Origin of the sequence: Pseudomonas sp. R37(2017) (assembly GCF_002113375.1) — a bacterium.
GTDB lineage: Bacteria > Pseudomonadota > Gammaproteobacteria > Pseudomonadales > Pseudomonadaceae > Aquipseudomonas.
The window spans coordinates 38,749-64,638 of the sequence record NZ_NEHO01000021.1 but is presented as its reverse complement, the minus strand read 5'-3'; the positions used below and the strand labels follow the sequence as shown (position 1 = coordinate 64,638).

The 25,890-nt window shown below is 60.9% G+C and carries 26 protein-coding genes; 14 read left to right on the top strand and 12 right to left on the bottom strand.

Annotation, left to right across the window (positions count from 1 at the left end; translation table 11 throughout):
• Positions 1–231 precede the first annotated feature (231 nt).
• From benA to CAG47_RS24680, 6 genes are all read left to right on the top strand, one after another.
• On the top strand, positions 232–1,596 hold the full coding sequence (gene benA, locus CAG47_RS24705; protein WP_085728320.1) for a benzoate 1,2-dioxygenase large subunit: 1,365 nt from the start codon (positions 232–234) through the stop codon (positions 1,594–1,596).
• Positions 1,593–2,081 carry a benzoate 1,2-dioxygenase small subunit gene (benB, locus tag CAG47_RS24700; RefSeq protein WP_085728318.1) on the top strand — a complete coding sequence of 163 codons (489 nt, stop codon included), beginning with the start codon at positions 1,593–1,595 and terminating at the stop codon, positions 2,079–2,081. The genes benA and benB overlap by 4 nt, the downstream gene beginning before the upstream one ends.
• A 10-nt stretch (positions 2,082–2,091) precedes the next feature.
• Positions 2,092–3,105 (top strand): benzoate 1,2-dioxygenase electron transfer component BenC, encoded by a 1,014-nt coding sequence (gene benC, locus CAG47_RS24695; RefSeq protein ID WP_085728315.1) that lies wholly within the window; start codon positions 2,092–2,094, stop codon positions 3,103–3,105.
• A gap of 161 nt (positions 3,106–3,266) precedes the next feature.
• Positions 3,267–4,040: a 1,6-dihydroxycyclohexa-2,4-diene-1-carboxylate dehydrogenase gene (locus CAG47_RS24690; RefSeq protein WP_085728313.1), complete on the top strand. Its 774-nt coding sequence runs from the start codon at positions 3,267–3,269 to the stop codon at positions 4,038–4,040.
• A 45-nt stretch (positions 4,041–4,085) separates the two neighbouring features.
• Positions 4,086–4,793, top strand: coding sequence for an alpha/beta hydrolase (locus CAG47_RS24685; RefSeq protein ID WP_085728311.1), 708 nt, complete (start codon positions 4,086–4,088; stop codon positions 4,791–4,793).
• Positions 4,794–4,902: 109 nt separating this feature from the next.
• A complete protein-coding gene (locus CAG47_RS24680) occupies positions 4,903–5,106 on the top strand; it encodes an SPOR domain-containing protein (RefSeq protein ID WP_085728308.1) in 204 nt (67 codons plus the stop codon).
• 117 nt (positions 5,107–5,223) lie between these two features.
• Here the strand turns inward: CAG47_RS24680 and osmE are convergent, their stop codons facing one another.
• The gene (gene osmE, locus CAG47_RS24675; protein ID WP_085728306.1) at positions 5,224–5,574 is read right to left on the bottom strand and encodes an osmotically-inducible lipoprotein OsmE; all 351 of its coding nucleotides are present in this window, start codon (positions 5,572–5,574) and stop codon (positions 5,224–5,226) included.
• 13 nt (positions 5,575–5,587) lie between these two features.
• Positions 5,588–5,827, bottom strand: a complete 240-nt coding sequence (locus CAG47_RS24670) for a hypothetical protein (RefSeq protein ID WP_085728304.1) — start codon at positions 5,825–5,827, stop codon at positions 5,588–5,590.
• A gap of 288 nt (positions 5,828–6,115) precedes the next feature.
• Between CAG47_RS24670 and CAG47_RS24665 the strand changes: the two genes are divergently transcribed.
• Positions 6,116–6,451 carry a hypothetical protein gene (locus CAG47_RS24665; protein WP_085728302.1) on the top strand — a complete coding sequence of 112 codons (336 nt, stop codon included), beginning with the start codon at positions 6,116–6,118 and terminating at the stop codon, positions 6,449–6,451.
• A 91-nt stretch (positions 6,452–6,542) separates the two neighbouring features.
• On the opposite strand, the gene CAG47_RS24660 is transcribed toward CAG47_RS24665, so the two are convergent.
• A complete protein-coding gene (locus tag CAG47_RS24660; protein ID WP_085728300.1) occupies positions 6,543–7,103 on the bottom strand; it encodes an Rrf2 family transcriptional regulator in 561 nt (186 codons plus the stop codon).
• Between the two features lie 307 nt (positions 7,104–7,410).
• On the opposite strand from CAG47_RS24660, the gene CAG47_RS24655 reads away from it, so the two are divergent.
• The 4 genes from CAG47_RS24655 (at position 7,411) to CAG47_RS24640 (ending at position 11,986) form a co-directional block, all read left to right on the top strand.
• Complete coding sequence (locus CAG47_RS24655) at positions 7,411–8,613, top strand: NAD(P)/FAD-dependent oxidoreductase (protein WP_085728298.1); 1,203 nt, start codon at positions 7,411–7,413, stop codon at positions 8,611–8,613.
• A gap of 136 nt (positions 8,614–8,749) precedes the next feature.
• Entirely contained in the window at positions 8,750–10,039 is a 1,290-nt protein-coding gene (locus tag CAG47_RS24650) for an FAD-binding oxidoreductase (protein ID WP_085728296.1), read from the top strand.
• Between the two features lie 25 nt (positions 10,040–10,064).
• Positions 10,065–10,619 (top strand): helix-turn-helix domain-containing protein, encoded by a 555-nt coding sequence (locus CAG47_RS24645; protein ID WP_085728293.1) that lies wholly within the window; start codon positions 10,065–10,067, stop codon positions 10,617–10,619.
• 20 nt (positions 10,620–10,639) lie between these two features.
• Positions 10,640–11,986 carry a glutamine synthetase family protein gene (locus CAG47_RS24640; protein ID WP_085728291.1) on the top strand — a complete coding sequence of 449 codons (1,347 nt, stop codon included), beginning with the start codon at positions 10,640–10,642 and terminating at the stop codon, positions 11,984–11,986.
• 184 nt (positions 11,987–12,170) lie between these two features.
• Here CAG47_RS24640 and CAG47_RS24635 read toward each other — a convergent pair whose 3' ends face one another.
• The 5 genes from CAG47_RS24635 to CAG47_RS24620 form a co-directional block, all read right to left on the bottom strand.
• Positions 12,171–13,535: a cytosine permease gene (locus CAG47_RS24635; RefSeq protein ID WP_085728288.1), complete on the bottom strand. Its 1,365-nt coding sequence runs from the start codon at positions 13,533–13,535 to the stop codon at positions 12,171–12,173.
• Positions 13,536–13,540: 5 nt separating this feature from the next.
• Complete coding sequence (locus tag CAG47_RS24630) at positions 13,541–14,218, bottom strand: cysteine hydrolase family protein (RefSeq protein WP_085728286.1); 678 nt, start codon at positions 14,216–14,218, stop codon at positions 13,541–13,543.
• Positions 14,219–14,308: 90 nt separating this feature from the next.
• A complete protein-coding gene (locus tag CAG47_RS28785; RefSeq protein ID WP_177409070.1) occupies positions 14,309–14,461 on the bottom strand; it encodes a hypothetical protein in 153 nt (50 codons plus the stop codon).
• A gap of 166 nt (positions 14,462–14,627) precedes the next feature.
• Positions 14,628–15,671 (bottom strand): LLM class flavin-dependent oxidoreductase, encoded by a 1,044-nt coding sequence (locus tag CAG47_RS24625; protein ID WP_085728284.1) that lies wholly within the window; start codon positions 15,669–15,671, stop codon positions 14,628–14,630.
• 228 nt (positions 15,672–15,899) lie between these two features.
• A complete protein-coding gene (locus CAG47_RS24620) occupies positions 15,900–16,385 on the bottom strand; it encodes a flavin reductase family protein (RefSeq protein WP_085728282.1) in 486 nt (161 codons plus the stop codon).
• 323 nt (positions 16,386–16,708) lie between these two features.
• On the opposite strand from CAG47_RS24620, the gene CAG47_RS24615 reads away from it, so the two are divergent.
• Positions 16,709–18,115 carry a cytosine permease gene (locus CAG47_RS24615; protein WP_085728280.1) on the top strand — a complete coding sequence of 469 codons (1,407 nt, stop codon included), beginning with the start codon at positions 16,709–16,711 and terminating at the stop codon, positions 18,113–18,115.
• 154 nt (positions 18,116–18,269) lie between these two features.
• Here the strand turns inward: CAG47_RS24615 and CAG47_RS24610 are convergent, their stop codons facing one another.
• A complete protein-coding gene (locus CAG47_RS24610; protein ID WP_085728278.1) occupies positions 18,270–18,890 on the bottom strand; it encodes a glutathione S-transferase family protein in 621 nt (206 codons plus the stop codon).
• Between the two features lie 356 nt (positions 18,891–19,246).
• Here CAG47_RS24610 and CAG47_RS24605 point away from each other — a divergent pair, with 356 nt between their 5' ends.
• Positions 19,247–20,572, top strand: a complete 1,326-nt coding sequence (locus tag CAG47_RS24605) for an OprD family porin (protein WP_085728276.1) — start codon at positions 19,247–19,249, stop codon at positions 20,570–20,572.
• 137 nt (positions 20,573–20,709) lie between these two features.
• Here CAG47_RS24605 and CAG47_RS24600 read toward each other — a convergent pair whose 3' ends face one another.
• Complete coding sequence (locus CAG47_RS24600; RefSeq protein ID WP_085728275.1) at positions 20,710–22,284, bottom strand: hypothetical protein; 1,575 nt, start codon at positions 22,282–22,284, stop codon at positions 20,710–20,712.
• 331 nt (positions 22,285–22,615) lie between these two features.
• Here CAG47_RS24600 and CAG47_RS24595 point away from each other — a divergent pair, with 331 nt between their 5' ends.
• On the top strand, positions 22,616–23,716 hold the full coding sequence (locus tag CAG47_RS24595) for a polyamine ABC transporter substrate-binding protein (RefSeq protein ID WP_085728272.1): 1,101 nt from the start codon (positions 22,616–22,618) through the stop codon (positions 23,714–23,716).
• Between the two features lie 104 nt (positions 23,717–23,820).
• Here the strand turns inward: CAG47_RS24595 and CAG47_RS24590 are convergent, their stop codons facing one another.
• The gene (locus CAG47_RS24590) at positions 23,821–25,131 is read right to left on the bottom strand and encodes an ATP-binding protein (protein ID WP_085728270.1); all 1,311 of its coding nucleotides are present in this window, start codon (positions 25,129–25,131) and stop codon (positions 23,821–23,823) included.
• Entirely contained in the window at positions 25,128–25,868 is a 741-nt protein-coding gene (locus CAG47_RS24585) for a response regulator (RefSeq protein WP_085728267.1), read from the bottom strand. The genes CAG47_RS24590 and CAG47_RS24585 overlap by 4 nt, the downstream gene beginning before the upstream one ends.
• Between the last annotated feature and the right edge of the window lie 22 nt (positions 25,869–25,890).

Sequence of the window (25,890 nt, the reverse complement as noted above, 5' to 3'; positions counted from 1 at the left end):
CCGTTCGGTTGCACAGCAACCGTCAATCAGGACGATGCAGTAATCCAGACAGAGTGCCGGGGGTCGCTTCGCGGCCCAACGGGGGCAAGCCCCCTCGCCACAGGTTTCGCGTTGCCCTCTGGAATTCTCCCTGCACAAAACGGATAAAGGTCTGCACCCCGCGGATATTGCGCCCCATTGCCCCGTCCTAGCATGACCCCTGCCTGAACAATAACAATGGAGGCGGCGGCCATGACCCTGCGACCCGAATATTTGCATTCCCTGCTTGAAGACGATCCCGAGCAGGGCCTCTATCGCTGCAAGCGCGAGATGTTCACCGACCCCCGGTTGTTCGACCTGGAGATGGAACACATCTTCGAAGGCAACTGGCTCTATCTGGCCCACGAAAGCCAGATCCCCAACATCAACGATTTCTACACAACGACCATGGGGCGCCAGTCGATCTTCATCGCGCGCAACAAGGACGGTGTGCTCAACGCCTTCATCAACGCCTGCAGCCATCGCGGCGCAACCCTGTGCCGGCACAAGTCCGGCAACAAGAGCTCCTACACCTGCCCGTTCCACGGCTGGACGTTCAACAACTCCGGCAAGCTGCTCAAGGTCAAGGATCCGGCCAACGCCGGTTACCCGGCGAGCTTCAACTGCGAAGGCTCCCACGACCTGACCCGGGTGGCGCGTTTCGAGTCGTACCGCGGCTTCCTTTTCGGCAGCCTCAAGGCCGATGTACTGCCGCTGGTCGAGCACCTGGGCGAATCGGCGAAGATCATCGACATGATCGTCGACCAGTCCGCCGATGGCCTGGAAGTGCTGCGCGGTTCTTCGAGCTATATCTACGAAGGCAACTGGAAACTCACCGCCGAAAACGGTGCCGATGGCTACCACGTCAGCTCCGTGCACTGGAACTACGCGGCCACCCAGAACCAGCGCAAGCAGCGCGAGGCCGGTGACGCCAACCCGACCATGAGCGCCGGCAGCTGGGCCAAGCAGGGCGGCGGATTCTACTCCTTCGACAAGGGCCACATGCTGCTCTGGACCCGTTGGGCCAACCCCGAGGACCGTCCGCTGTACGAGCGCCGCGATGAACTGGCCCGGGACTTCGGCAAGGCCCGCGCCGACTGGATGATCGAAAACTCGCGCAACCTGTGCCTGTACCCGAACGTGTACCTGATGGACCAGTTCAGCTCGCAGATCCGTATTGCCCGGCCGATTTCGGTCAACCGCACGGAAATCACCATCTACTGCATCGCCCCTAAAGGCGAGAGCGACCACGCCCGTTCCAGCCGCATTCGCCAGTACGAGGATTTCTTCAACGTCAGTGGCATGGCCACGCCGGACGACCTGGAGGAGTTCCGCTCCTGCCAGACCAGCTACCAGGGCAGTGTCACCACCTGGAACGACATGTCCCGGGGCGCCGAGCACTGGATCGAAGGTGCTGACGAAGCCGCCAAAGAGATCGACCTGCACCCGCTGCTCAGTGGCGTGCGCACCGAAGACGAAGGCCTGTTCGTGCTGCAACACAAGTACTGGCAGCAGACCATGCTCAAGGCCCTGGCGGCCGAGCAGTCGAAACTGATCGCCGTGGAGGACGTGCAATGAGTGTTTCCTTTGATACCGTTCGCGATTTCCTCTACCGCGAAGCGCGTTACCTCGATGACCGGCAATGGGATGAGTGGCTGGAGCTTTACGCCCCGGACGCCACGTTCTGGATGCCGTCGTGGGACGACAACGACGAGTTGACCGAAGACCCGCAGCGGGAAATCTCGCTGATCTGGTACGGCAATCGCACCGGCCTTGAAGACCGCATCTTCCGCATCAAGACCGAGCGTTCCAGCGCCAGCGTGCCGGACACCCGGACCTCCCACAACATCAGCAACATCGAGCTGCTCGAACAGGCCGATGGACTGTGCAAGGTACGTTTCAACTGGCACACCCTGAGCTTTCGCTACAAGACCGTCGACAGCTATTTCGGCAGCAGTTTCTACACCCTTGACGTTCGCGGTGAAAACCCCCTGATCAAGGCCAAGAAAGTGATCCTGAAGAACGACTACGTTCGCCAGGTCATCGATGTTTACCACTTGTGAGGCGGCCGTCATGACCCATTCCATCGCGTTCAATTTTGAAGACGGCGTCACCCGGTTCATCGACGCCAACGTGGGCGAAACCGTGGCCGACGCCGCGTACCGCCAGGGCATCAACATCCCGCTGGACTGCCGCGACGGCGCCTGCGGCACCTGCAAGTGCTTTGCCGAAGCTGGCCAATACGATCTGGGCGAGGAGTACATCGAAGACGCCCTCAGCCCTGAAGAGGCCGCACAGGGGTTTGTCCTGACCTGCCAGATGCGCGCCCAGAGCGATTGCGTGGTGCGGGTGCCGACCTCATCAGAAGTCTGCCGTACCCGGCAGGCCAGTTACGACGCCACCATCAGCGCCGTGCGTCAGCTGTCCGACAGCACCATCGCGCTGTCGATCAAGGGCGAGGCCTTGAGCAAACTGGCGTTCCTGCCGGGGCAGTACGTGAACCTGGGGATTCCCGGCAGCGAGCAGACCCGCGCGTACTCGTTCAGCTCGTTGCAACGCGACGGCGAGGTCAGTTTCCTGATCCGCAACGTGCCCGGCGGCTTGATGAGCAGCTTCCTCACCGGCATGGCCAAGGCCGGTGACAGCATGAGCCTGGCAGGTCCCCTGGGCAGTTTCTACCTGCGCGACATCCGTCGGCCGCTGTTGTTGCTGGCCGGTGGCACCGGGCTGGCGCCGTTCACCGCGATGCTGGAGAAAATCGCCGAGCAAGGCAGCGATCACCCGCTGCATCTGATCTACGGAGTGACCCACGATTTCGACCTGGTGGAAATCGACCGACTCGAAGCCTTTGCCGCGCGCATCCCCAACTTCACCTTCAGCGCCTGCGTCGCCAGCCCCGAGAGCCGGCATCCGCTCAAGGGCTACGTGACCCAGCACATCGAGCCAAAGCATCTGAACGATGGCGATGTCGACGTCTACCTGTGCGGCCCGCCGCCGATGGTCGAGGCGGTCAGCCAGTACATTCGCGAACAGGGCATCGCGCCGGCGAATTTCTACTACGAAAAATTCGCCGCCAGCGCGGCGTGAGCTGCGCACGAACTCCCGGTGTGGGCAGGGACCCAATGTGGGAGCGAGCCTGCTCGCGAAAGGGCCGGAACATTCAACATTGATGTCGCCTGTAAGTCCGCTTTCGCGAGCAGGCTCGCTCCCACAGGGTCGTGCTTCGATCCGGAACATTTGAGGTACACATGAACAGATTTCACGAAAAAGTCGCGCTGATCACCGGCGCAGCCCAGGGTATCGGCCGGCGGGTAGCCGAGCGCATGGCCGCCGAAGGGGCGAAGCTGATCCTGGTGGATCGCTCCGACCTGGTGTTCGAAGTCCAGCAGCAACTGGCCTCGACCTGTCAGGTACTGGCCCTGACCGCCGACCTTGAGCAATACGCAGAATGCAGCCGGGTGATGCAGACCGCCGTCGAGCGCTTCGGTCGCCTCGATGTGTTGATCAACAACGTCGGCGGGACGATCTGGGCCAAGCCGTTCGAGCATTATGAGGCGTCGCAGATCGAGGCCGAGGTTCGTCGTTCGCTGTTCCCGACCTTGTGGTGTTGCCATGCCGCACTGCCATTCATGCTGGAGCAGGGCAGTGGAGCGATCGTCAACGTCTCTTCCATCGCCACCCGCAGCCTCAACCGCGTGCCCTACGGTGCGGCAAAAGGTGGGGTGAATGCCTTGACCGCCTGTCTGGCGTTCGAGACCGCCGGTCGTGGCGTGCGGGTCAACGCCACTGCGCCGGGCGGCACCGAAGCACCGCCGCGACGCATACCCCGCAATGGGGCGGAGCAGAGTGAGCAGGAAAAACGCTGGTACCAGCAGATCGTCGACCAGACCCTCGACAGCAGTTTGATGAAACGCTACGGCACGCTGGATGAGCAGGCGGGGGCTATTCTGTTTCTGGCCAGCGACGAAGCGTCCTATATCACCGGCATGGTCATGCCCGTGGGCGGCGGCGATCAGGGCTGACGCGAGCGACAGACAATCCCATCGGCAATCAACGGAGTCATGGTGATGAGTGACAAACCCACGATCGTGCTGGTCCATGGTTTCTGGGGGGGCGCTGCCCACTGGAACAAAGTCATCGTCAAATTGCTCAGCCGCGGCGACACGCACATTCGTGCCGTCGAGTTGCCGCTGACATCCCTGGCCGAAGATGCCGAGCGCACGCGCAAGATGGTCGCCCAGATACCGGGGCCGGTACTGCTGGTGGGGCATTCCTATGGCGGTGCGGTGATTACCGAAGCCGGCGACCAGCCGAATGTGGTAGGCCTGGTGTACATCGCCGCCTTCGCACCGGATGCCGGTGAAAGCCCCGGTGGCATCACGCAACGGCATCTGCCCGCGGCGGCGGCCAACCTGGCTCCCGACAGCGACGGTTACCTGTGGGTCAAGCCCGAGCTCTATCACGAAAGCTTCTGCCAGGACCTGCCGGCGACCGAAGGGCTGGTCATGGGGCTCACCCAGAAAGCGCCGCTGGCCAGTACCTTCGGTGACACCATTGGCACGGTGGCCTGGAAGAACAAGCCCTCGTGGTACCAGGTTTCGACCGCAGACCGGATGATCGCGCCGCAAAACCAGCAATGGATGGCCGAGCGGCTCAATGCCCGGGAAATTCTGACCTTGAACGCCAGTCATGCATCACTGGCGTCGATGCCCGCCGAAGTGGCGGCATTGATCGACAGGGCGGCGACGGCGTTGGCCAGGAGCCAGGACCATTAGTGCAACCGATTGCGGGAATTTCCATGGCGACAGCTGGTCGGTATTTTGGAGAAGGGTGGGTGTAAGGTAAGCAAGTCAACCTGATATCACTGCCCGAAAGGAGGTGACTATGAGCGTTCCGATGTTGAACAAGATGCACATGAATGGGTATGACGTACTCAGCGTGAACAACGGTCCCTGGCGGGTATGTACCCAGGGTGACCGGCTTGGCTCGTTTGCCAGTCGGGAAGAAGCGCTGGCATTCGCCGCTTCGCTGCCCGGCTACAGGGCACGTGCTGCGAAACCTGCGGGCAGTCAACAAACAACCCTGTAGGAGCGGGTGCCCGCTTGCGGCATGCTCGCGAAAAATGCCAGGACAACGCGGGCATTCAGACAGCCCGCGTTATCGTTGACGTCCATCGCGAGCATGCTCGCTCCTACAGGGGGGGTACTAGTAGCCACCACCTCCGCTGGGGCGGGAGGGTTCCCGGGCCTTTTGCTGTGCGTGGCTCCATTCCGCGCAAGTCATGAAGCTCTTGTGATCGACCATGCCGCGGCCATCGAAACTGACGTTGTACGTCTGCTGATGTTCGGCATGAGTCAGTTTGTAGTCAAAGCACGTACCGGGTTCGACGGTGCGATCGCTGATCGCCAGGGGCTGGCCGCCGATTTGCCGGACTTGCTCCTGCGTCATGCCAGTATTGACTTTTGCAACCAGGGGCTGGTCCTGGTAGATCGAGTTGTTGCTGCAACCTGCCAACGCGGTCAGTGCGACGACCAGCGTGACTAGAGGCCTGTTCATGGCAGCGCTCCCGCTATTTTTCCTTGTTGCGGCTAATGACCTTGGCTTTCACTTCCTCGGCATAGCCGGACAGTTTTTCTTCATCCCCCTGAAACAAAGCACACAGTTTTTGAATCGCTTGCGCGTCGACTTCGTTCCCGAGCAGGCGCAGTTGCTGCTCGATGCGCAAAAGCTCCACGGCCGACCAGCGCAAATCCGACGCAAGCCCTTGCAGATCACGCCGAAGTTCCTGTTCCGATTCGTTAAGCCACATGATGACCTCCTGAATACTGCACTCCGGAATTTTAGACCCGATTACTGCACCGGAGGTTGTGTTCGTCCGAATCAGCGGGATTTCCATTGGTCGGGAAAACAGAGCGTGAACGGAAAACTACGCTGTTCTACTCAAGTGTCGGTTTTTTCGGCGGCAGAGTGATATCAAATTACCGCAGGCCAGGAACTAACTGGCGAAAACGGTATCAATGACGGTCGCCCAAGCATTGGGATGGATGTGCGGACAGCGGCGAGCTACATTTTCTTTTTTCGAATTTAAGGAAGCAGCATGCGGATGTTGATGGGGGGAGTCGCGCTGGCATTGCTGGCCGGGTGTTCGTTGCCGGCGTCGATGGTGCCGGGCGAGCCGAATGTCAGCAAGCACAGTGCAAAGACGCCAAAAGAGTATGCGGCGTGCGTATTGCCTGCCTGGCAAGAGGAAGTCTCGAATACGACCCAGGTTTCCATATCCAATGGATACCGGATCACCGCGCCCAGCGTGATCACGGCCGACGAAGTGCTGGATATCGTGAAATACAAGGATGGCAGCCAGATTTCGCTGTATCAGGGGCCGCCTTGGGCCAAGTCCGGTGATCTGCGCAAGATCGTGCGTGACTGCCTGTAGGCACGGGAAAGAGAAAGGCCGTCGCCGACCGCTTATCGCCTGAATCGAGAAAAACCGGATGCCTGGCGTGCATCCGGTTTTTTTGTGTGGATCAGTCTGAAAGACTGGTCGTCGGGATGATGTGCTCGCTCGACGAGGCGGCACTCTTGCGTTCCCGACGCTCGTTCATCCAGCTTTCCACTTTGACGCCGAACTCCGGTGGAGCCTTGCGCCCGAATTTCCTGGCGATGTCCAGGATGGTTTGTTGGGCGAGGGCTTCTTCCATGCGCTTTTGCGCAACCATCATCGCCCCATGGACCGCGCACAGACCCTCCATTGCCCATTCTGGCGGGTCGCCCTCGAACACGGCGCAACGGCCACGAATCTCCCGGCAATCGAAGATCGACTTGCGCCCGTCGATGGCGTTGACGATATCCAGCAAAGTGATTTCGTCAGCGGGCCGGGCCAGCTTGAAGCCCCCGCGCATGCCTTCGGTGGCGACCACCAGTTTGCCTTTGGCCAGTTTGGTGAAGATTTTCGCCAGGTAGTCCAGGGGTACGCCTTGCAGTTCGGCAAGGTCGCGCACGCTCGCCTCGCGCGAATCCCCGCCATTGCCCACCAGGAAAAGCAGGCAGTGGATGCCGTATTCGACACCCGCGCTGTAAAGAGACATACAGATCTCCGACTTGATTAGTCGCCAATCCTATCAGCCTGAAGCAAGCCGGGCAACGAGTCGTCGCGTCCTGGATTTTCTTTTTCGGCCTGAAAAATCGCTGTCATACGCGTTCTTGAGGCTTTCCTTGCGCAGCGTCGGTGCGTTCGGTGGCGGCCATCAAAAAAAACCGGTTGCAGGATTTAACTAGGATCAATACAGTCGTAGTTGCTCGAGCGACACTGGTCGGTCATCTTCAAGGCACTGACCTCATGTCCGCTCCCGATGAGCGTGACTCACAACACTTGTTTATCCCCTGGAGTTAAAAATGAAACAGCACATTCTGGTGATCGGCGCAGGTTTTGGTGGCATGTGGACGGCATTGAGTGCCACGCGTCTGTTCGACATTCACGGCCACGACGATGTCGAAGTGACTGTGCTGGCGCCTCAGGCCGAACTGCGTGTGCGTCCGCGCTTCTACGAGCCGAATGCCCACCAACTGGCCGCGCCGATTGGCGAGCTGTTTGATGCTGTAGGGGTCAAGTTCATCAAGGGCGCGGCGCAGACCATCAACGTCGGGCAAAAACAGGTGGGCTATGTCGATGCCGCAGGTGCCCAACAGGTCTGCAGCTACGACAAACTCGTTCTGGCCACCGGCAGTCGCCTGGCATCGCCGAACACACCTGGCGTGGCTGAACATGCCTTCGACGTCGATCAGATCGAGCAGGCCGTGCGCCTGGAAAACCACCTCAAGGCACTGGTCGGCCAGCCCGAAAGCAAGGCGCGCAACACGGTGGTGGTGGCCGGCGGCGGTTTCACCGGGATCGAAACGGCGACTGAAATGCCGACCCGCTTGCGGGCCATCCTCGGTGACCGTGCCGACATCAATGTGATCATCGTGGACCGCGGCGACAAGATTGGCGGCTCGATGGGTGAGGAAATTGCACAATCGATCGTCGAGGCCAGCGTGGCGACCGGCGTGAAATGGCACTTGAAGGCTTCGGTCGTGTCGGTCGATGCCGACGGCGTCACCCTGTCCGACGGGGCGCGCATCGATACAAAAACCGTGGTCTGGACCACCGGCGTTCGCGCCAGCTCGCTGACCGAGCAGATTCCCGCCGAACGTGATCACCTGGGCCGTCTGCATGTCGACGCACACTTGAAAGTCATCGGTCAGGAAGACATATACGCCACCGGCGACGTGGCCTGCGCGGCCAGCGACGAGATCGGCAACTACGCCTTGATGACCTGCCAGCACGCCATTGTCCTGGGTCGTCACGCCGGCAATAACGTGGCGGCGCAGATCCTCGGTGTCGACCCGACGCCCTACAGCCAGCCAAAGTACGTGACCTGCCTGGACCTGGGCGCCTGGGGCGCGGTGTACACCGAGGGTTGGGATCGACAGGTCAAGTTGGTCAAGGAGGAGGCCAAGTCGCTGAAAACCCAGATCAACACCCAATGGATCTACCCGCCAGCGGCCGACCGCAACGCCGCCTGGGCCGCAGCCGATCCGCTGATTCCGATTGCCTGATACCTTCGCTGACGCGCCTGAACAGACATCCCGCCCAAGTCCTCTTGGGCGGGATTTTTTTGTGCGCCATTTGCCTGCGTGAAATTTACCGTGTATTTTTTCATGAAATTACAAATAAAAAATTTCACGAGGCCGTATGTTTCAGCAATCCACTCAGCATGTCGCCAGTTACTACGCCCACACCTGCGCCGATCGCCTGGTGCATCGCGCGGCTCTGGAGGGTGAGTCAGACACTGAAGTGCTGATCATCGGGGCCGGTTTCAGTGGATTGCATACGGCTTTGCGCCTGGCGCTGGCCGGCAAGCGCGTGACGTTGCTCGAAGCCAGTCGGGTGGCCTGGGCCGCGTCCGGGCGTAATGGCGGCCAGGCGATTCTTGGTTGGTCGTGCGACATGCCGCCGCTGGAAGCGGCGCTGGGTTACGAACGGGCGCGGCGTTTGTGGGACGGCATGCGCTGGGCCGCGCGCGAGCTGCGTGACTTGCCCGGTCGGCATGAGTTCGATTGCGACTACCGCGCCGGTCACCTGTGGACCTCGGTGATGCCGCGTCGGGTCGGCCTGTTGACGGAGTGGCAGCACGAGGCCAGTCACAAGTGGGGCCATGACAAACTGCAATTCATTCCACGGCAACAGTTGCCGGAATGGGTGGCCAGCGAGCGTTATCAGGCCGGCCTGTTCGATCCCGAGGGCGGGCATTTGAACCCGCTGAAACTGGCCCTGGGCCTCGCGGATGCGATTGAGCGGGCCGGTGGGCGCATCCACGAGCAAAGCAAGGCGCTGAGTTATGGCGAGGAGGGCGACGGCTTTGTGGTGACGACCGAGCGCGGTCGTATTCGCGCCGATGTGCTGGTGCTGGCGTGCAACGCTTACCTTGATCGGCTTGATCCGCAACTGGCCAGTTGTGTGTTGCCGGTCGGGACGTATCAGGTGGCGACCGAGCCGCTCACCCGGGACCAGGCCACGGCGCTGTTGCCGAGCAATGTGTGCGTGACCGACAACCAGTTCGTACTCGATTATTTCCGGCGCACCCCGGATAACCGCCTGCTGTTCGGCGGTGGTTGCACTTACCTGGGCGGCATGCCGAAGGACATCGCCGCGGCCACCCGGCCGTTCCTGGAGCGTGTGTTCCCGCAACTCACGGGCGTCGGGCTGGAGTTCGCCTGGGGCGGGCACATCGACCTGACCCTCAAGCGCACCCCGGATATCGGGCGACGGGGCGATCTGTACTGGATGCAGGGCTATTCCGGGCATGGTGTGCTGCCGACCCTGGCCGCGGCGCGGGCGGTGTCCGATGCGGTACTCGGTCAGCCTGACGAGTTGTCCTTGTACCAGGGCCTGAACAACGGCAGTTTTCCCGGCGGCAAATACCTGGCCGCGCCGTTGGAAGCCATTGGCAAGGCCTGGTATCGACTGCGCGACAGCATTTGAAGCGACACTTTCCGGAAGCCTCGATATGGACATGCAAGAAGAAATCTCGGCGCTGGCGATCCTGATCCAGGACCTGCGCAAGCACAAGAAATACACCCTCAAGGACCTGGCGGACAAAATCGGTCGCTCGGTCGGTTTCCTGTCCCAGGTCGAGCGCGGCCTGTCGCGCCCGACGGTGGCGGACTTGACCGCCATCAGCGAAACCCTGGGCGTGCCGACCACCTATTTCTACAGCCTGCCCAAACCCATGGCCTTGTCCTGGGTCACCCGCCCGGACGAGCGGCGCACGCTGTACTACGCCGACGGCATCACCGACATCCTGGTGTCGCCAAAAATGCGTGCCTCGTTCTCGATGCTCGAAAGCCAGCTCGAACCCGGCGCCAGCAGCGGCGACCGGCACATGAAGGACAGTTCGGAGCAGGGCGGTTACGTCCTCGAAGGCGAGCTGACCCTGTGGCTCGACGACAACGAGCCGGTGACCCTGCGCCCCGGTGACAGCTTTCAACTGGCCAGCCATGCGCACTGCCGCTACGGCAACCTGTCCGACCAACTGACCCGCGTGCTTTGGGTTTACACCTGATAACAACAAGGAACAAAACGATGGATGCTGTGTGCTCTGATCTGCTGGCCGAGGTTCGCAACTTCCGCCACTGCAACCCCGAAGTGCGTTACGTCGACCTGATTTCCCTGGACATCCCGGGGCATTTCTACGGCAAGCGCTACCCGATCGAGATGCTGGAAAAAGTCGCTGCCGGCAGTGCCCTGAAACTGCCGCAGAACTGCATACTGCTCGGCACCCAGGGCGGGTTGTTCAAGATCGGTGATTACTGCTTCAACGATGGCGATCCGGATGCGCTGCGCCGCCTGGTGCCTGGCACGTTGAAGCGGGTGAACTGGGAAAAGCAGCCCCTGGGGCAGATGCTGATCACCTCCGACGGCACGGAAAAACCGATCGAATTCGAGCCACGGGAAGTGCTGGCGCGGGTGCTGGACCGGCTCAAGCGCAAAGGCATTCATCCGGTGGTGGCATTCGAGCTGGAGTTTTACCTGTTCGACAGTCGCTTGAAGGACGGTTTGCCGCAGTTTCCCCGTGATGAGTTGAGCGGCGATGCCGATGATCAGCCGAACATGCACATCGAGCGCTTGTCGCGCTTCGCCCCGGTGCTCGATGAAATGGTCGAGACGGCACGAGCCCAGGGCGTCGATGCCACGGTGATCACCGCCGAACTCGGCCCGGGCCAGTTCGAAATCAACTTCGGCCATTGCGACGACGGCCTGCGCGCCGCCGACTGGGCGGCCCTGTTCTGCCGCAGCACCCGCGGCGTGGCACTCAAGCACAACTTGCGCGCCAGCTTCATGGCCAAACCTTACTTGCAGCACCCCGGCAGCGGCATGCACGTGCACGTCAGCCTGTATGACCAGGCCGGCAACAACTTGCTGGCGGCGAACGGCCAGCGGGCGTTGCGTCATGCGGTGGCCGGTTGCCTGGATGTGTTGCCGCACTGCATGCCGATTTTTGCCCCGAACCACAACGCCATGCGCCGCTTGAGCGCCACGGTGAACGTCGCGTCCCGCGCCAGTTGGGGCTTCGAGGATCGCGACGCGTGCTTGCGTATTCCGGAGTCGGACATCAAGAACCTGCGCATCGAACATCGCCTGGCGGGCGCCGATGCCAACCCGTACCTGGCATTGGCGGCGATTCTGGTGGGGTTGGAGCAAGGTCTGGAAGCGGAGCGCGAGCCGATTGCACCGCTCAACGAAGACCGCGGCAGTGGCATCGATTTTCCGTTGGAAATGCTCGAAGCGGTGCGGTCCATGCAAAATCATTCAGCGCTGCGCGAAGGCTTGGGGGCGGAGTTCGTGGACGTCTACTGCGAAAACAAGCGTCAGGATCATCTGGCATTTCTGCATGACATCAGCGCGCGGGAGTATCGCTGGTTCCTCTAGTCGTCCTTAGAAAATATGTGGATATTGAAGGGGTTAGAAGAATTAGTAACTGGATAGTGAATAAAAATATCTTGTTACAGCAAGAAATATTCCGTAATATTCGCGCCGCGTTCACCACCACGGTTTATGCATTTTTAGATCCCGGGCGTCCATCAGCTGCCCGGGATTTTTTTTGCCTGAAATTTTAGTCGGTCGCTGATTCCATCATCGGCGCCCGCTTGCCGAGCTTCATCAGCCAGTAATAACTCAACGCCGGCACCAGCAACCCGACGACCCACGCCAGGTCCACCCCGTCCAGCGCGGTGGCCACCGGGCCGACGTACAGCGTGGTGTTCATGAACGGAATTTCCAGGGCAATCGCCAGCAGGAAACTGCCGCAGGCGATCCGGTTGACCCGGCCGTAGATCCCGTTCAGGTCGAAGATGTCGTCAATCCGGTACTGGCCTTTGCGCAGGCAGTAGTAGTCCACCAGATTGATCGCCGTCCACGGGATCAGGAAATAGCTCATGAAGAAGATGAAGTTCAGGAAGAAGTTGATGAAGTCGTCCTGACCGATGGTGCACAGGGCCGTGGCCACCAGGCTGATCAGCAACATGAACACAGCGCGTACCCGCGGCGTTACTTTGAGTCGGGCAAAGGGTTCGATCACGGTGATGGTCGACATGAACGCGCCGTACAGGTTGAACACGTTGATCGACACCTGGCCGTAGACGATGAAAGCGAACAACAGCACCGCGCCAGTGCCGAACAGTCCGGCGACATGTCCGCCGACGTTGCTGGAGAAGTCGCCGATGCCAACGCTCAGGATCGCCCCGAGAATCATCATCCATGCGCCGCCGCTGACCGTGCCGGCGTAGCTGTACCAGAACACCCGGGCGGTCGGCGTGCTGCTGGGCAGGTAGCGCGAGTAGTCGGCGACATAAGGTGCGTAGGACAACTGCCAGGTCACGGCAATGCTCACCGCCACCAGGAACTTCGACAACGAGAAGCCGTTTGGCAGCCATTGTTCGGCCGGGATCGGCAACTGCAAGGCGAGCACCGTGGCGGCGGCAAACACCAGCAGCGACAGGATCGACAACAACTTCTGCAAACGGTGAATCAGGCGATAGCCATAGAGTGCGACGACAAAGCACGACGCGCCGATCAGGTAGATATTGCCGGGCATTGGCAATGGGCTGACCGATGCCAGCGCCTGGGCCGCGAGCAAGGTGTTGCTGACGAAGAAGCCCAGGTAAATCAGCATCACGAACAGCAGCGGCAACACCGCCCCCAACACGCCGAATTGCGCCCGGCTCTGGATCATTTGCGGAATGCCCAGCTTCGGTCCCTGTGCCGAGTGGGAGGCCATGAAGATCGCCCCCAGCAGCGAGCCGATGATGATCGCCAGGGCACTCCAGAACAGGTTGAGCCCCATGACCACCGGCAACACGCCGGAGGCGATGGTGGTGATGTTCATGTTGGCGCCGAACCAGATATGAAACAGCGAGCCCGGCTTGCCGTGGCGTTCGGTCTCGGGGATGAAATCGATGCTTCTTTTTTCGACTTGCATGGCGATCACTCCTGAGTCCGGACGAGATGGGATTGCAGGCGGGCGATGGTGCCGGGCAGCTGATGGGGCTGGTGGGCGAACAGGTCCGGATGCTCGGGAATCAGGCTGATGTAATCGAGTTGTTGCAGGGCGCGCCGGCATTCGGTGGTGGTGAGGACTTCCAGCGAATAGACCCAGTTGGCCATGATTAACAAGGCCGAGTAGTGCCCGGCTTCGGTGGTCGTGGTGCAGGCGTCGTTGACCAGGCGCACGCGATAGCCCAGGGCGAAGGCATCGAACACACTGGTCAGCACGCAGACGTCGGTCAGCACGCCACAGACGATCAGCGTGTCGACCTCCAGTGCCTTGAGTCGGGCATCCAGGTCGGTGCGGTGAAAGGCACTGTAACGGCCCTTGTCGATGATCCATTCACCGGGCTGCGGGGTCAGCGACTCGATGATTTCCACTTGCCGGGTGCCGGCGCGGTAACTGCCGGGGCTGCCATCGGCGGCAAGGGGTTCACCGGGAGGCATGTCACTGCCGTCGGCCTGATTGATGTGGCGGGTATAAATGACAGGCATCCGCTGATGGCGGACGGTATCGAGCAGGGTGGCGGTATTGGCGACCACCGTGTCGAGATTTTCCAGGACGAAGCCGTCCTCTTGCTGCATGTCGATGATCAACAGCGCGTTGTTATTGTTCATTGGGCAAACCTGATCAAGGCGAAACACAAGGCACCGCACGCGTCATGCCATGGCGAGACGCGGGGTGCGTGATTGGCTGTTCGGGTGGGCTCAGTGAACTATTTGCCAGAAGCCGTTCTGCTTGGCCGAAACGCTGGCGCGCAGGCGCTTGAAATGCAGGTGCGAAGCGGTCCATTCACCGCGCAGGTAAGCCCGCGCGGCGCCGCAGGGAAGGGCGAGTGATGGGAGACGAGCAGTCTTCATTGGAATCGACCCCTGTAGGAGCGAGTGCCCGCTTGCGGCATGCTCGCGATTGCGCTCTGACCGCCGAAATTGATGAGCCTGAGATAGCGCTTTCGCGAGCAGGCTCGCTCCCACAGTTGAGGTGTGCTGCGCCCCGGCTTCGCGTCCGGGGAGCAGGGTGGTGAAATCAGCGGAACGCTGGCACCACGTGCTTGATGAACAGCTCCAGGGATTTTTTCTTCTCCGCGTGGGGCAGGCTGTTATCGCACCAGAAGCTGAATTCGTCGACGCCCAGTTCCTGGTAGTACTTGATGCGCGGAATGATTTCTTCCGGGGTGCCGATCATGGCGGTCTTGTGCAGGCTCTCCAGTTCGAACTCGGGGCGACCGGCGAACTTCTCTTCCGGGCTCGGTGCGAGGAAGCCGTTGACCGGGGTGGTCTTGTTGCCGAACCAGGCATCGAAGGTGCGGTAGAACTTCGAGATCGCCTTGGCCCCGACTTGCCAGCCTTGCGGATCGTCGGCGGTGTGCACGTGGGTGTGACGCAGCACCATCAGTTGCGGGCGCGGCACGCCAGGATTGTTGTCGAGGGCGGCCTGGAATTTGTTCTTCAGGTCGAGGACTTCTTCATCGCCCTTCATCAGCGGCGTGACCATGACGTTGCAGCCGTTGGCCACGGCGAAGTTGTGCGAGTCCGGGTCGCGGGCGGCGATCCACATCGGCGGGTTCGGCTGCTGGATCGGCTTGGGCACGCTGGTGGACGTCGGGAATTTCCAGATGTCGCCGTCATGGGCGTAGTCGCCTTGCCACAGTGCGCGCACCACCGGAACCATTTCCCGCAGCGCCTGGCCACCGCTCGAGGCAGGCATGCCGCCGGCCATGCGGTCGAATTCCACCTGATAGGCACCGCGTGCCAGGCCGACTTCCATGCGTCCGTTGCTGATCACGTCGAGCAACGCACATTCACCGGCCACCCGCAGCGGATGCCAGAACGGCGCGATGATGGTGCCGGCGCCCAGGTGAATGGTGGTGGTCTTGCCCGCCAGGTAAGCCAGCAGCGGCATCGGGCTTGGCGAGATGGTGTATTCCATGGCGTGGTGTTCGCCGATCCATACGGTGTTGAAACCACCGGCCTCGGCCATCAGGGTCAGTTCGGTCAGGTCTTCGAACAACTGGCGATGGCTGACGCTTTCGTCCCAACGTTCCATGTGTACGAACAGGGAAAATTTCATGACGCTACCTCGGATTTCTTGTGGTCGTCCCGTCGACTGCGGGGTTGATGGTTATTGGTATACCATAATACGGTTAGGCTGCAAATTTTTTGCTGCTTTAACCTGTAGGAGCGAGCACGCTCGCGATGGTCGTCAATGATGACGCTGGGAGCCTGACACCCCTCGGTGTTCTCAGGTTCATCGCGAGCGTGCCGCAAGCGGGCACTCGCTCCTACAGAAAATGTGTGATCAAGCCAGAACGGGCAGGGCGCCCATCTTGCCGTGGCAATACACCAGTGGCCCGCTGCTCTGGTGGGGCACGATCAGGTTTTTCACGGCGCCGACCATGATGGCGTGGTCACCGCCTTCATATTCGCGCCACAGCTCACATTCGATGACCGCCGTGGCGTTGGCCAGAATCGGGTTGCCCAATTCGCTGAGCGTCCACTCGATCCCCTGGGCCTTGTCCTTGCCCTTGCGCGCGAAGGCATAGGCTTCGTTTTGCTGGCCGCCGGAAAGCACGTGGATGGCAAAGCGTTTGTTCTTGATCAGGACCGGGTAGGAATCGGAGCTGTAGTTGGGGCAGAACAGCACCAGGGCCGGGTCCATCGACAACGAGCTGAAGGCGCTGGCGGTCAGGCCGACGATTTGCCCGTCGTCGTCAAGGGTGGTGATCACGGTCACTCCGGACGGGAACGAACCCATGACTTGTTTGTAGATGGCGGCATCGATCATTGGACGGTCCTCGGGTGGTGTGACGCGTTTTTATGTGTTTGTAGGTATGATGGTATACCGTAATACATCGAATGCAAGGTCTTTTTAGGTGAACCGATAAACGTATGACTGTGGTCTGAAAGTCAATGATTACGGGGCTTTCGGCTAGTCCGTGCGAAGAGGTTTCGGCCAGGATTGCGGCTCAGATGCGCGTTCAAAGACCGGATCAGTCTTGTTTAAAGTTTGGAATACCATAATATGGTCTGCATCTGAGGGGCGACCAGAGAGTCCCCCCGGTTTGGCTTCATACAAAGACAAGAACAGACAAACTCGAGTTCATGCACATGTCCCAGATGTCCCGGCAAGATCCGTTGATCGAGAACCACACGGTCGACTACGTTCCTCTCGCAGAGCGCCATGGGAAGGCCCGCGATCTTTTCACCCTGTGGTTCAGTACCAACATCGCGCCACTGCCCATCGTTACTGGCGCCATGGTGGTCCAGGTGTTTCACCTCAATCTGTTCTGGGGGCTGCTGGCGATTGCGCTGGGGCACATGGTCGGCGGGGTGGTGATTGCCCTCGCATCCGCCCAGGGGCCGTGCATGGGCATTCCGCAAATGGTGCAGAGCCGTGGCCAGTTCGGCCGCTATGGTGCGTTGCTGATCGTGTTCTTCGCGGCGCTGATCTACATCGGCTTCTTTATTTCCAACATCGTGTTGGCGGGTAAGTCGATCGTCGGCATTGCGCCGTCGGTCCCGGTGCCGGCCAGCATCCTCATCGGTGCCCTCAGCGCCACGGCCATCGGGGTGATCGGCTACCGCTTCATCCATACCCTCAACCGTATCGGTACCTGGGTGATGGGCAGTGCGTTGCTCGCGGGCTTCCTCTATATCTTCGCCCATGACCTGCCGGCGGACTTCTTCACCCGTGGCGGATTCAACCTGTCTGGCTGGTTGGCCACGGTGTCGCTGGGCATCATCTGGCAGATCAGCTTCTCGCCCTATGTGTCAGACTACTCGCGTTACCTGCCGGCGGATATCGGCATCGCCCGGCCGTTTTTCGCCACCTACCTGGGGGCGACCCTGGGTACGATCCTGTCGTTCACGTTCGGTGCCGTGGCCGTACTGGCGACCCCGGAAGGCACCGAGGCGATGGCGGCGGTCAAGCAGTCCACCGGTTGGCTGGGGCCGATCCTGATGGTGTTGTTCCTGCTCAACATCATCAGTCACAACGCCTTGAATCTGTATGGCGCGGTGCTGTCGATCATCACCTCGATCCAGACCTTCGCCAGCCAGTGGACGCCGAGCATCAAGGTGCGTGTGCTGTTGTCGAGCATCGTGCTGGCGGGCTGCTGCGTGGTGGCGCTGGGCGCTTCGGCGAATTTCATTTCGCAGTTCATCGGCCTGATCCTGGCGCTGTTGCTGGTGCTGGTGCCGTGGGCGTCGATCAACCTGATCGACTTCTACCTGATCAAGCACCGCCGTTATGACATCGCTTCGATCTTCCGTGCTGACGGCGGTATCTACGGGCGCTTCAACCTGCACGCGATCATTGCCTACTTCATCGGCATCATCGTGCAGTTGCCATTCGCCAATACTTCACTGTACGTCGGGCCCTACGCCAATCTGGTCGAGGGCGCGGACCTGTCCTGGCTGGTGGGGCTGGTGGTGACGTGCCCGTTGTATTACTGCCTCGCCACGCGCAGCCAGTCGCAGCAAAGCCCTTCGGTGAAGTTCGGCTACACCGATTGAGGCAAAAGCGTTTCGTGTTCGTCTGAAAATGCCGGGCCCTCTGTAGGAGCGAGCATGCTCGCGATGGACGTCAACGATAACGCGTGCTGTCTGAATGCCCGCGTTGTCCCGGCGTTTTTCGCGAGCATGCTCGCTCCTACAGGGGAATCCATGCTCAGAACTGTTTGAAGGCATTCAGGCCACGCTGTACCGCCGGCCTGGCTTCGATTGATTCGAACCAGCGCGACAGTTGCGCAAGCTGCTTCCAGTCCAGCCGGTCTCGGAATGCGGTGGCAATGGTGAACGCCGAGATGTCGGCCATGGAGAACTGCTCTCCCGCCATGAAGCCCGCCGTCAGAAAGCTTTCCGAGTAGGTGAGCTGGTCGATCACCCGCAGATCGATGATCGCCGCCGCCTTGTCTTGCCCCGCCTGGTGCAGAAAAAAGGCGGCATGGCTGGGGGCGATGACGTCGGTCACGAAGAAGAAATAGCGATCGATCACCCGGGTGCGCGCAGGCCCTGGATGCGCCGGTGCCAGCTTTCCGGGCGCGATGGAATCGGCGTACTGGATGATGGCGTTGGACTGGTTGATGATCAGCGCCGGCGTGGTTCCGTGGTCGACCAGGGTCGGGACTTTCCCGGCCGGATTGAGTGCCAGGTAGGTCGACCCGCGGTGCTCCTGTGCGTACAGGTCGATGCTGCATGCCGTGTAGGCGATGCCGGCTTCTTCCAGGGCAATCGCGGCCCGCAGACTGTTGCCGGTGTTGGCGCCGTAAAGCTCGATTCGATTGTTCATGGGTCATCGCTCTTGTCGTGACATACAGGCAGCCAGCGAGTACTGCCCGTGCTCTCAGTATGGTGAAAATCCACCGCACCGATATTCAAAAAAGCTGAACGTCCATACCCCTGCGCGACAAGCCTTATCCCTGCACGAAAACTACTTTCACTGGGTTTGATAATGGCCGCTCGAAATGTTTTAAGAGTTTCACAAGCCATTCAGTCAACCCTTGTCTTGAACCTCCGATGCGTATGTCACTCGTCGGGCGCGCCTGCTTGCGCGCTCGTCTCGAGCGCAGATGCGTGGGCGGCTATCGGGGCCCTGGCTGGCGGTGAACCCTTCGAATAACGATAAGAAACACCCAGGAGCACCCTATGTTCAAACGAGCCATTCCCACCGCAGTTCTGTTGGCCAGCGGTTCGCTGTGTGCACAGGCCGCCGATTCCGCCGCCCATGGCTTTCTCGAAGACAGCAAGGCCAGCCTGTCGATGCGCACGTTGTATTTCAACAGCGACAATCGCGACGGTGCGGCCGATCCTTCGAAAACCGAAGAGGCGGCCCAGGGCTTCGTGTTGCGCTACGAGTCCGGTTTTACCCCGGGCGCGGTGGGGTTCGGCCTCGATGCCCAGGCATTGCTCGGCATCACGCTGGACAGTGGAGCGGGGCGCCACGTCGGTAGCGGCATGATTCCTTCTGACGGCGATGGCGCGGCCGACGCCTGGAGCAGCTTCGGCCCGACGGCGAAGATGCGTCTTGCCAGGACTGAATTGCGCTACGGCACCTTGTTGCCAAAGTTGCCGATCCTTCTGGCGAACGATGCCCGTGTATTGCCGCAATCCTTTACTGGTGCGCAGGTCACCTCGAACGACATCGATGGCCTGACGTTGACCAGTGGTGTGCTTGAGCATGCGGTAGGGCGCGCCTCGACGGACCGCACCGGCCTGTCGGTCGCCGGCGGCACCCGGGACAGCAACAAGTTCTACTACGCCGGCGCTGACTACAACCTCAGCAAAACGCTCAAGACCCAGTATTACTTCGCGCAACTGGAAGATTTCTACAACCAGAACTTCCTCGGTCTGACGCACATTCTGCCAATCGACAGCGCCAGCGCATTGACCACCGACCTGCGCTACTTCCGCACCACATCCAGCGGTGCCAACAGTTCGGCCGCCGGCCGCGCGCAAGGCTATCGGGTATCGGGCTACACCGACGACAACGACGGTGAAATCGACAACAGCACCTGGTCCGCGATGGTTACCTACACCCATGGAGGCCATGCGGTGACGGTGGGGCATCAGCGCGTGGGCGATGGCAGCAACTTCGTCCAGCCCAACCAGGGCAGCCTGGTGGACAAAGGGGCGGGCGGTGGCAGCGTTTACCTGCCCACCGACAAGATGATCCAGAACTTTGCCCGGGCCGGCGAGCAGACGAACTTTGGCCAATACACCTACGACTTCGCGCCCTTGGGCGTACCTGGCCTGAAAGCTTCGATCGTGTACCTGAAGGGCACGGACATCAAGGCGCAGAACGCCAGTGACCAATCCGAATGGGAGCGCGACATGACCCTGGATTACGTGCTGCAGTCGGGTATGTTCAAGGGGGTGGCTTTCTCCTTGCGCAATGCCAAGTCCAATACCGATGCGGGCCGTAATGTGGATCAGAACCGGTTCATCATCAACTACACCTTGTCGCTGTTGTAAAACGCCACAAGCCCTTGTGGGAGCGAGCCTGCTCGCGAAGGCGGCGTGCCAGGCGACATCAATGCGTCTGATACACCGCTTTCGCGAGCAGGCTCGCTCCCACAGTGAGTTGTGTACAGCCACAGAAAAGCGATCTCTCAAGGCTGGCCGTTGCTTGCACTCACCCGTGGTTGCTCCTTGTCCCAAAGCGCAACCAGCCCGCCGAAAGTCCCGACATAGGCCGTACCGTCCGGCGCCAGGGTGATCGGCGACCAGTTGTTGTCGAAGGCCTGGCCGACTCCGCTCAATGCCTTGAATCGGGTCTGGCCGCTGGCGAAATCCAGCGCCATCAGGTACCAGGCGTTCTCGCCGTCGGCCTGGGGCTCGAAGGTGTAGAAGTACAGCAGACCGTTAGCCACCGAGAGTTTCGGCACCACCGAAGGCGAACGTTCTTTCGATTCCCAGACTCGGTCGCAGCCCGACTCGTCGGCGCGGATGTCGATACGGCTGATACCGCCGTGCACGGCCTGCCAGTCCTTCTGCGCGAAGGCGCTGGTGTAGCCGGCGTTGTTCTCGAGAATGATCGAGCGTCCCCAGCCAATAGCCGAGTTGTCGGTGGCCGAGGCGTTGTTGTCGAACACCGGCAGTTTGCAGATCAGGCGATTGCCCGCGTAGTCCTGTTCGCGACGGTAGACCAGCAGGTTGATGCGCCCGTCGCTGTTGTCGGTGATGGTGACGTAGCGCTCGCCGAGCAGGGTCGGCGTGGTGCCGCTGCCCTGGTTGATCGCGCCGACCTTGCGCCCGGTGCCGCGGTCGTAGGCTTCGCGCCAGCCTTGCACTGGCTTGCCGTCGGCATCGGCGGCGAAGCGGTACATGGCGTGATCGGACACCAGGTAGACGCCATCGGCCGCCACCGACATGCCGTTCTGGATTTCTTCGTTGGCCAGTTGAATGCCCTGGACCTTGCCGGTATTCGGGTTCAGGGTGCCGATGCGTCCGCGTCGGGTGAGCCACCAGATCAAGCCCTGGTGGTCGGGCATGACGCCGGTGATGGGGTCGCATTCACCCTTGGGAAACCAGGACGTCGGGCGTACGCAATCGTGGGGCACCTTGTCGCTCAGGTCCCAGTCATCGACCTTTTCGAAAGTCCAGTCACCTGACGGGGCCTGACGATGCACGACGCGCTGGATGTGTTGCTCGGCATCGGCGATGACCACGCGGTTCTGCTCGTCGACATAGAAATAGGCGCCGGAGGTGTCCGCCATGATCTTGTCCGGGTCCAGGGTAATGAGCGCGTGGAAGGTCGACGGTCGCGGCGGCAGTGGGTAGCGGGCCAGCAACTTGAGGGTGCGCGGTTCGAGCAGTTGCAGTTCGAATTGCATCAGGTTGGCGCACAGCACCACCAGGCGACCCTGCTGATCGAAGGTATGGATCGGGCACATGCCGCCGGGCTTGCGACTGCCAACACGGCTGTTCACGTGCATGTCGCCGCCCAATGGGCCAGGGCCGGGGTGCGTGTCTGAGCTATGGCCGTCGGAATGCATGTAGCTGCTGCCATTGCTGGCCATGAAGGGGTTGGCGGTCACGGTACCGCTCAACGGTTGCGCCACAGCGGCACTGCCGATCAGTGGCGCGGCAGTGCCGGTGCTGGTCAGCGGTTGCGGGTCATAGGGTTCGGAACAGGCACTGAGCAGGCCGAGCAGGGGCAGGGCAAGCAGAAGTGGAGCACGCATCGAAGCCTCGCGATCTTGTTATTGGCGTAGTGCGTAATAGGCAGCAAACAGGCTGGACTGGCATCGGCAGTTTGGACTAATCCTTGCTCGAATGCCTCGCGACGCCGATCAAAGCGGACAGTTATTTTGGCCGTTTCGATCTCCTTTTGGCCTGCCTCACGCTGTGAACCGTTCACGCTGTCAGCAAGAATCAGGCACGGGTTGCCAAGCCCACCCAGAGTCGAATCACAACCAGAAGCTTCACTTCCTTGCCCTTGGCTGTTTTCAAGGCCGCTGCCGTGTACAGAACATAAAAACCATCGAACTCACGCCACACTTGGGGAAATGATCCATGGACACAATGAAACGCATACTGGGCGCCACCGTTTGCGGACTGTCGCTGCTGGCCAGCGCGGTACAGGCCGAACAGAAAGAATTGCGCGTGTACAACTGGGCGGACTACATCCTGCCGTCCGTACCCAAGTACTTTGCCAGGGACACCGGGATCAAGGTGACCTGGGACACCTTCGACACCAACGAGTCCCTGGAAGCCAAGCTGCTCACCGGCAACTCGGGCTACGACCTGGTGGTGCCCTCGAACCAGTTCATCGAAACCCAGATCAAGGCGGGCGTGTTCCAGAAACTCGACAAGTCCAGGTTGCCGAACTGGTCGCACCAGGACCCGGCGTTGCTCAAGTTGCTGGACAAGAACGACCCGGGCAACCAGTACGGCGTGCCCTACATGTACGGTACCGTGCTGATCGGCTTCAACCCGGCCAAGGTCAAGGCGGCGCTGGGCGAGAATGCGCCGGTGGACAGCTGGGACCTGGTGTTCAAGCCCGAGAACATGGAGAAGCTCAAGGCCTGCGGCGTCGCCATGCTCGACTCGCCTTCGGAGATCCTGCCGCTGGCCCTGCATTACCTGGGGCTGGACCCGAACAGCCAGAACCCCGAAGACTACGAAAAAGCCAAGGCGCTGATGCTCAAGGTCCGCCCTTATGTCACCTACTTCAACTCCGCCAAGTACATGACCGACATCGCCAACGGCGATATCTGCGTGGCCATCGGTTACTCCGGCAGCTTCTACCAATTCGGCAACCGCGCCAAAGAGGCGGGCAACGGCGTGGTCGTCGACTGGCGCCTGCCCAAAGAGGGCGCGCCGATCTGGTTCGATACCTTCGCCATCCCGAAAAGCGCGAAGAACGTCGCCGAGGCCCACGAATTCCTCAACAACCTGCTGGACCCGAAAGTCATCGCGCCGATCAGCGACTTCCTCGGTTACCCGAATGCCAACAAGGACTCGCTGGCGCTGATCAACAAGGACATCACCGGCAACCCGAACCTGACACCGACCAGCGAAGCGCTGGCGACGCTGTACGTGGTACAGCCATTGCCGCAAAAGCTCGAGCGGGTGCGGACACGGGTGTGGACCAGCATCAAGTCCGATCAATAACATTTACGTGAAATCCCTGTAGGAGCGAGCCTGCTCGCGATAGCGGTGGGTCAGTCAAAGCCGTGTCGACTGACCTACCGCTATCGCAAACAAGCCACTCCCTGCTACCCCGGCAATTTAAGCTCCGCGCACAACCCGCCACCCTCACGATTGCTCAAGGTCAGCGCCCCGCCAATCGCGATCGCCAGTTGCTGGGCAATCGCCAGTCCCAGCCCGGTGCCGCCGGTGCTGCGGTTGCGGGAGTTCTCCACGCGGTAGAACGGTTCCATCACTTGCTTGAGTTCTTCCTCGGCGATGCCCGGGCCACGGTCGAGGATTTTGATCGAGAGGTTGCCATTGGCCTGCTTTTCCACCCGCAACTCGGCAGCACCGGCAAACTTCAACGCGTTGTCCGTCAGGTTGACCAGCACCCGACGCAAGGCGTGGGGGCGGGTGTCGATGACGGCGCCACTCTTGCCGGTGAGCCGAACGTCCTTGCCCACGTCCTGATAGTCGAATACCAGGCTGTCGAGGAATGAGTCGAGGTCGGTGCGGCGGCTTTCTTCGGTGGCGCCGTGGATGCTGCGGGCGTAGGCCACGCCTTCGCGCACCAGGTGTTCCATCTCGCCCAGGTCGTTGCACAGTTTGTCTTTTTCGCTGGAGTCGTCCATGAACTCGGCGCGCAGTTTCATGCGGGTGATGGGGGTTTGCAGGTCGTGGGAAATCGCCGCGAGCAGTTGCATGCGCTCCTTCAGGTACGCCGCGATGCGCGCCTGCATCGAGTTGAAGGCTTTGGCGGCGTGGGCGACTTCGGTCGGGCCTGTTTCGTCCAGGAGTACCGGGTGCGCGTTGGGGTCCAGGGTTTCCACGGCATCGGCGAGGCGGGTGAGGGGGCGGATGGCGATTCTGACCGCCAGCCAGGAGCAGGCCAGCATCAGCGCCAGTTGCCCGAGCAACACGATGGGCAGCCAGGGCGACAAGGGCACCATCGCCGGGCGCACGTCGATGGTCAGCGGGCTGCCATCGGCCAGGTTCAAATGCACTTGAAAATGCTTTTTCGGCCCGGGGATGTCGGTAAAGGACATCGGATAATCGTGGCCGATGGCGTCTTTGATCGAGGCCATGGCAACAGGCGCATCGGGCATGTCGCTGCCGATGGACGTGCCCGGTGAACCTTCATTGAGCAGGTAACGGTAATTGCGTCGCTCCAGTTGTTGCAGCCAGCTGGCTCGCTCATCGGCGGGCAAGCGGTCGAGGATGGCAATGGAGGTGGAAACGTCGGTCTCCAGGTTGCCGAGCATGGTGTTTTTCGAGGACTCGTAACGTTCGTAGTACTGCGCACCGAAGGACAATGCCTGGGCGAGGATCAGGCCGACCAGGAAAATCAGCGACAGCCGCGAGGCCAGGGTCCGCGGCCAATGCAGCGCCAGGGTCATGATTGATCGCCCAGGATTTCCACCGGCAGGGAAAACACATAGCCTTCGCTGCGCACGGTCTTGATGTAGGCTGGTTCGCGGGCGTCATCGAGCAAGCGCTGACGCAGGCGGCTGACCAGCAGATCGATGGAGCGATCGAACAGATCGGCGTCGCGGCCCTGGGTCAGGTTGAGCAATTGATCACGGTTGAGCACTCGTTGCGGATGGTCGAGAAACACCCGCAGCAATCTGTATTCGGCCCCGCTCAGGGCCACCATGGTGCCGTCTGCGTCGAGCAGGTGTCGGGCCGAGGTGTCCAGGCGCCAGCGGCCGAAAGCCAGCAGGCGACTGGCTTCGGTCACCACCAGGTTGGGCGGCAGCATGCGGGTGCGCCGCAACACCGCGTTGATTCGCGCCAGCAGTTCGCGGGCGGCGAACGGCTTGACCAGGTAGTCGTCGGCGCCCATTTCCAGGCCCAGGATGCGATCGGTTTCATCGTTGCGGGCGGTGAGCATCAGTACCGGCGTGGCCTTGTGCTTGCCTGCGCGCAATTCACGGCAGAGCACCAGGCCATCGTCCCCCGGCATCATGATGTCCAGCACGATCAGGTCCACCGGCGTGGTTTCCAGAAACGCGCGCATCTGCCGTCCATCCGCCACAACGGTGGTGCGCAGGCCGTTCTTCTTCAGGTAATTGCCTACCAGTTCGCGGATTTCGCGGTCATCGTCAACGATGAGGATGTGATCAACATGATCCATTGGGCCAACCTCCGATGAATGG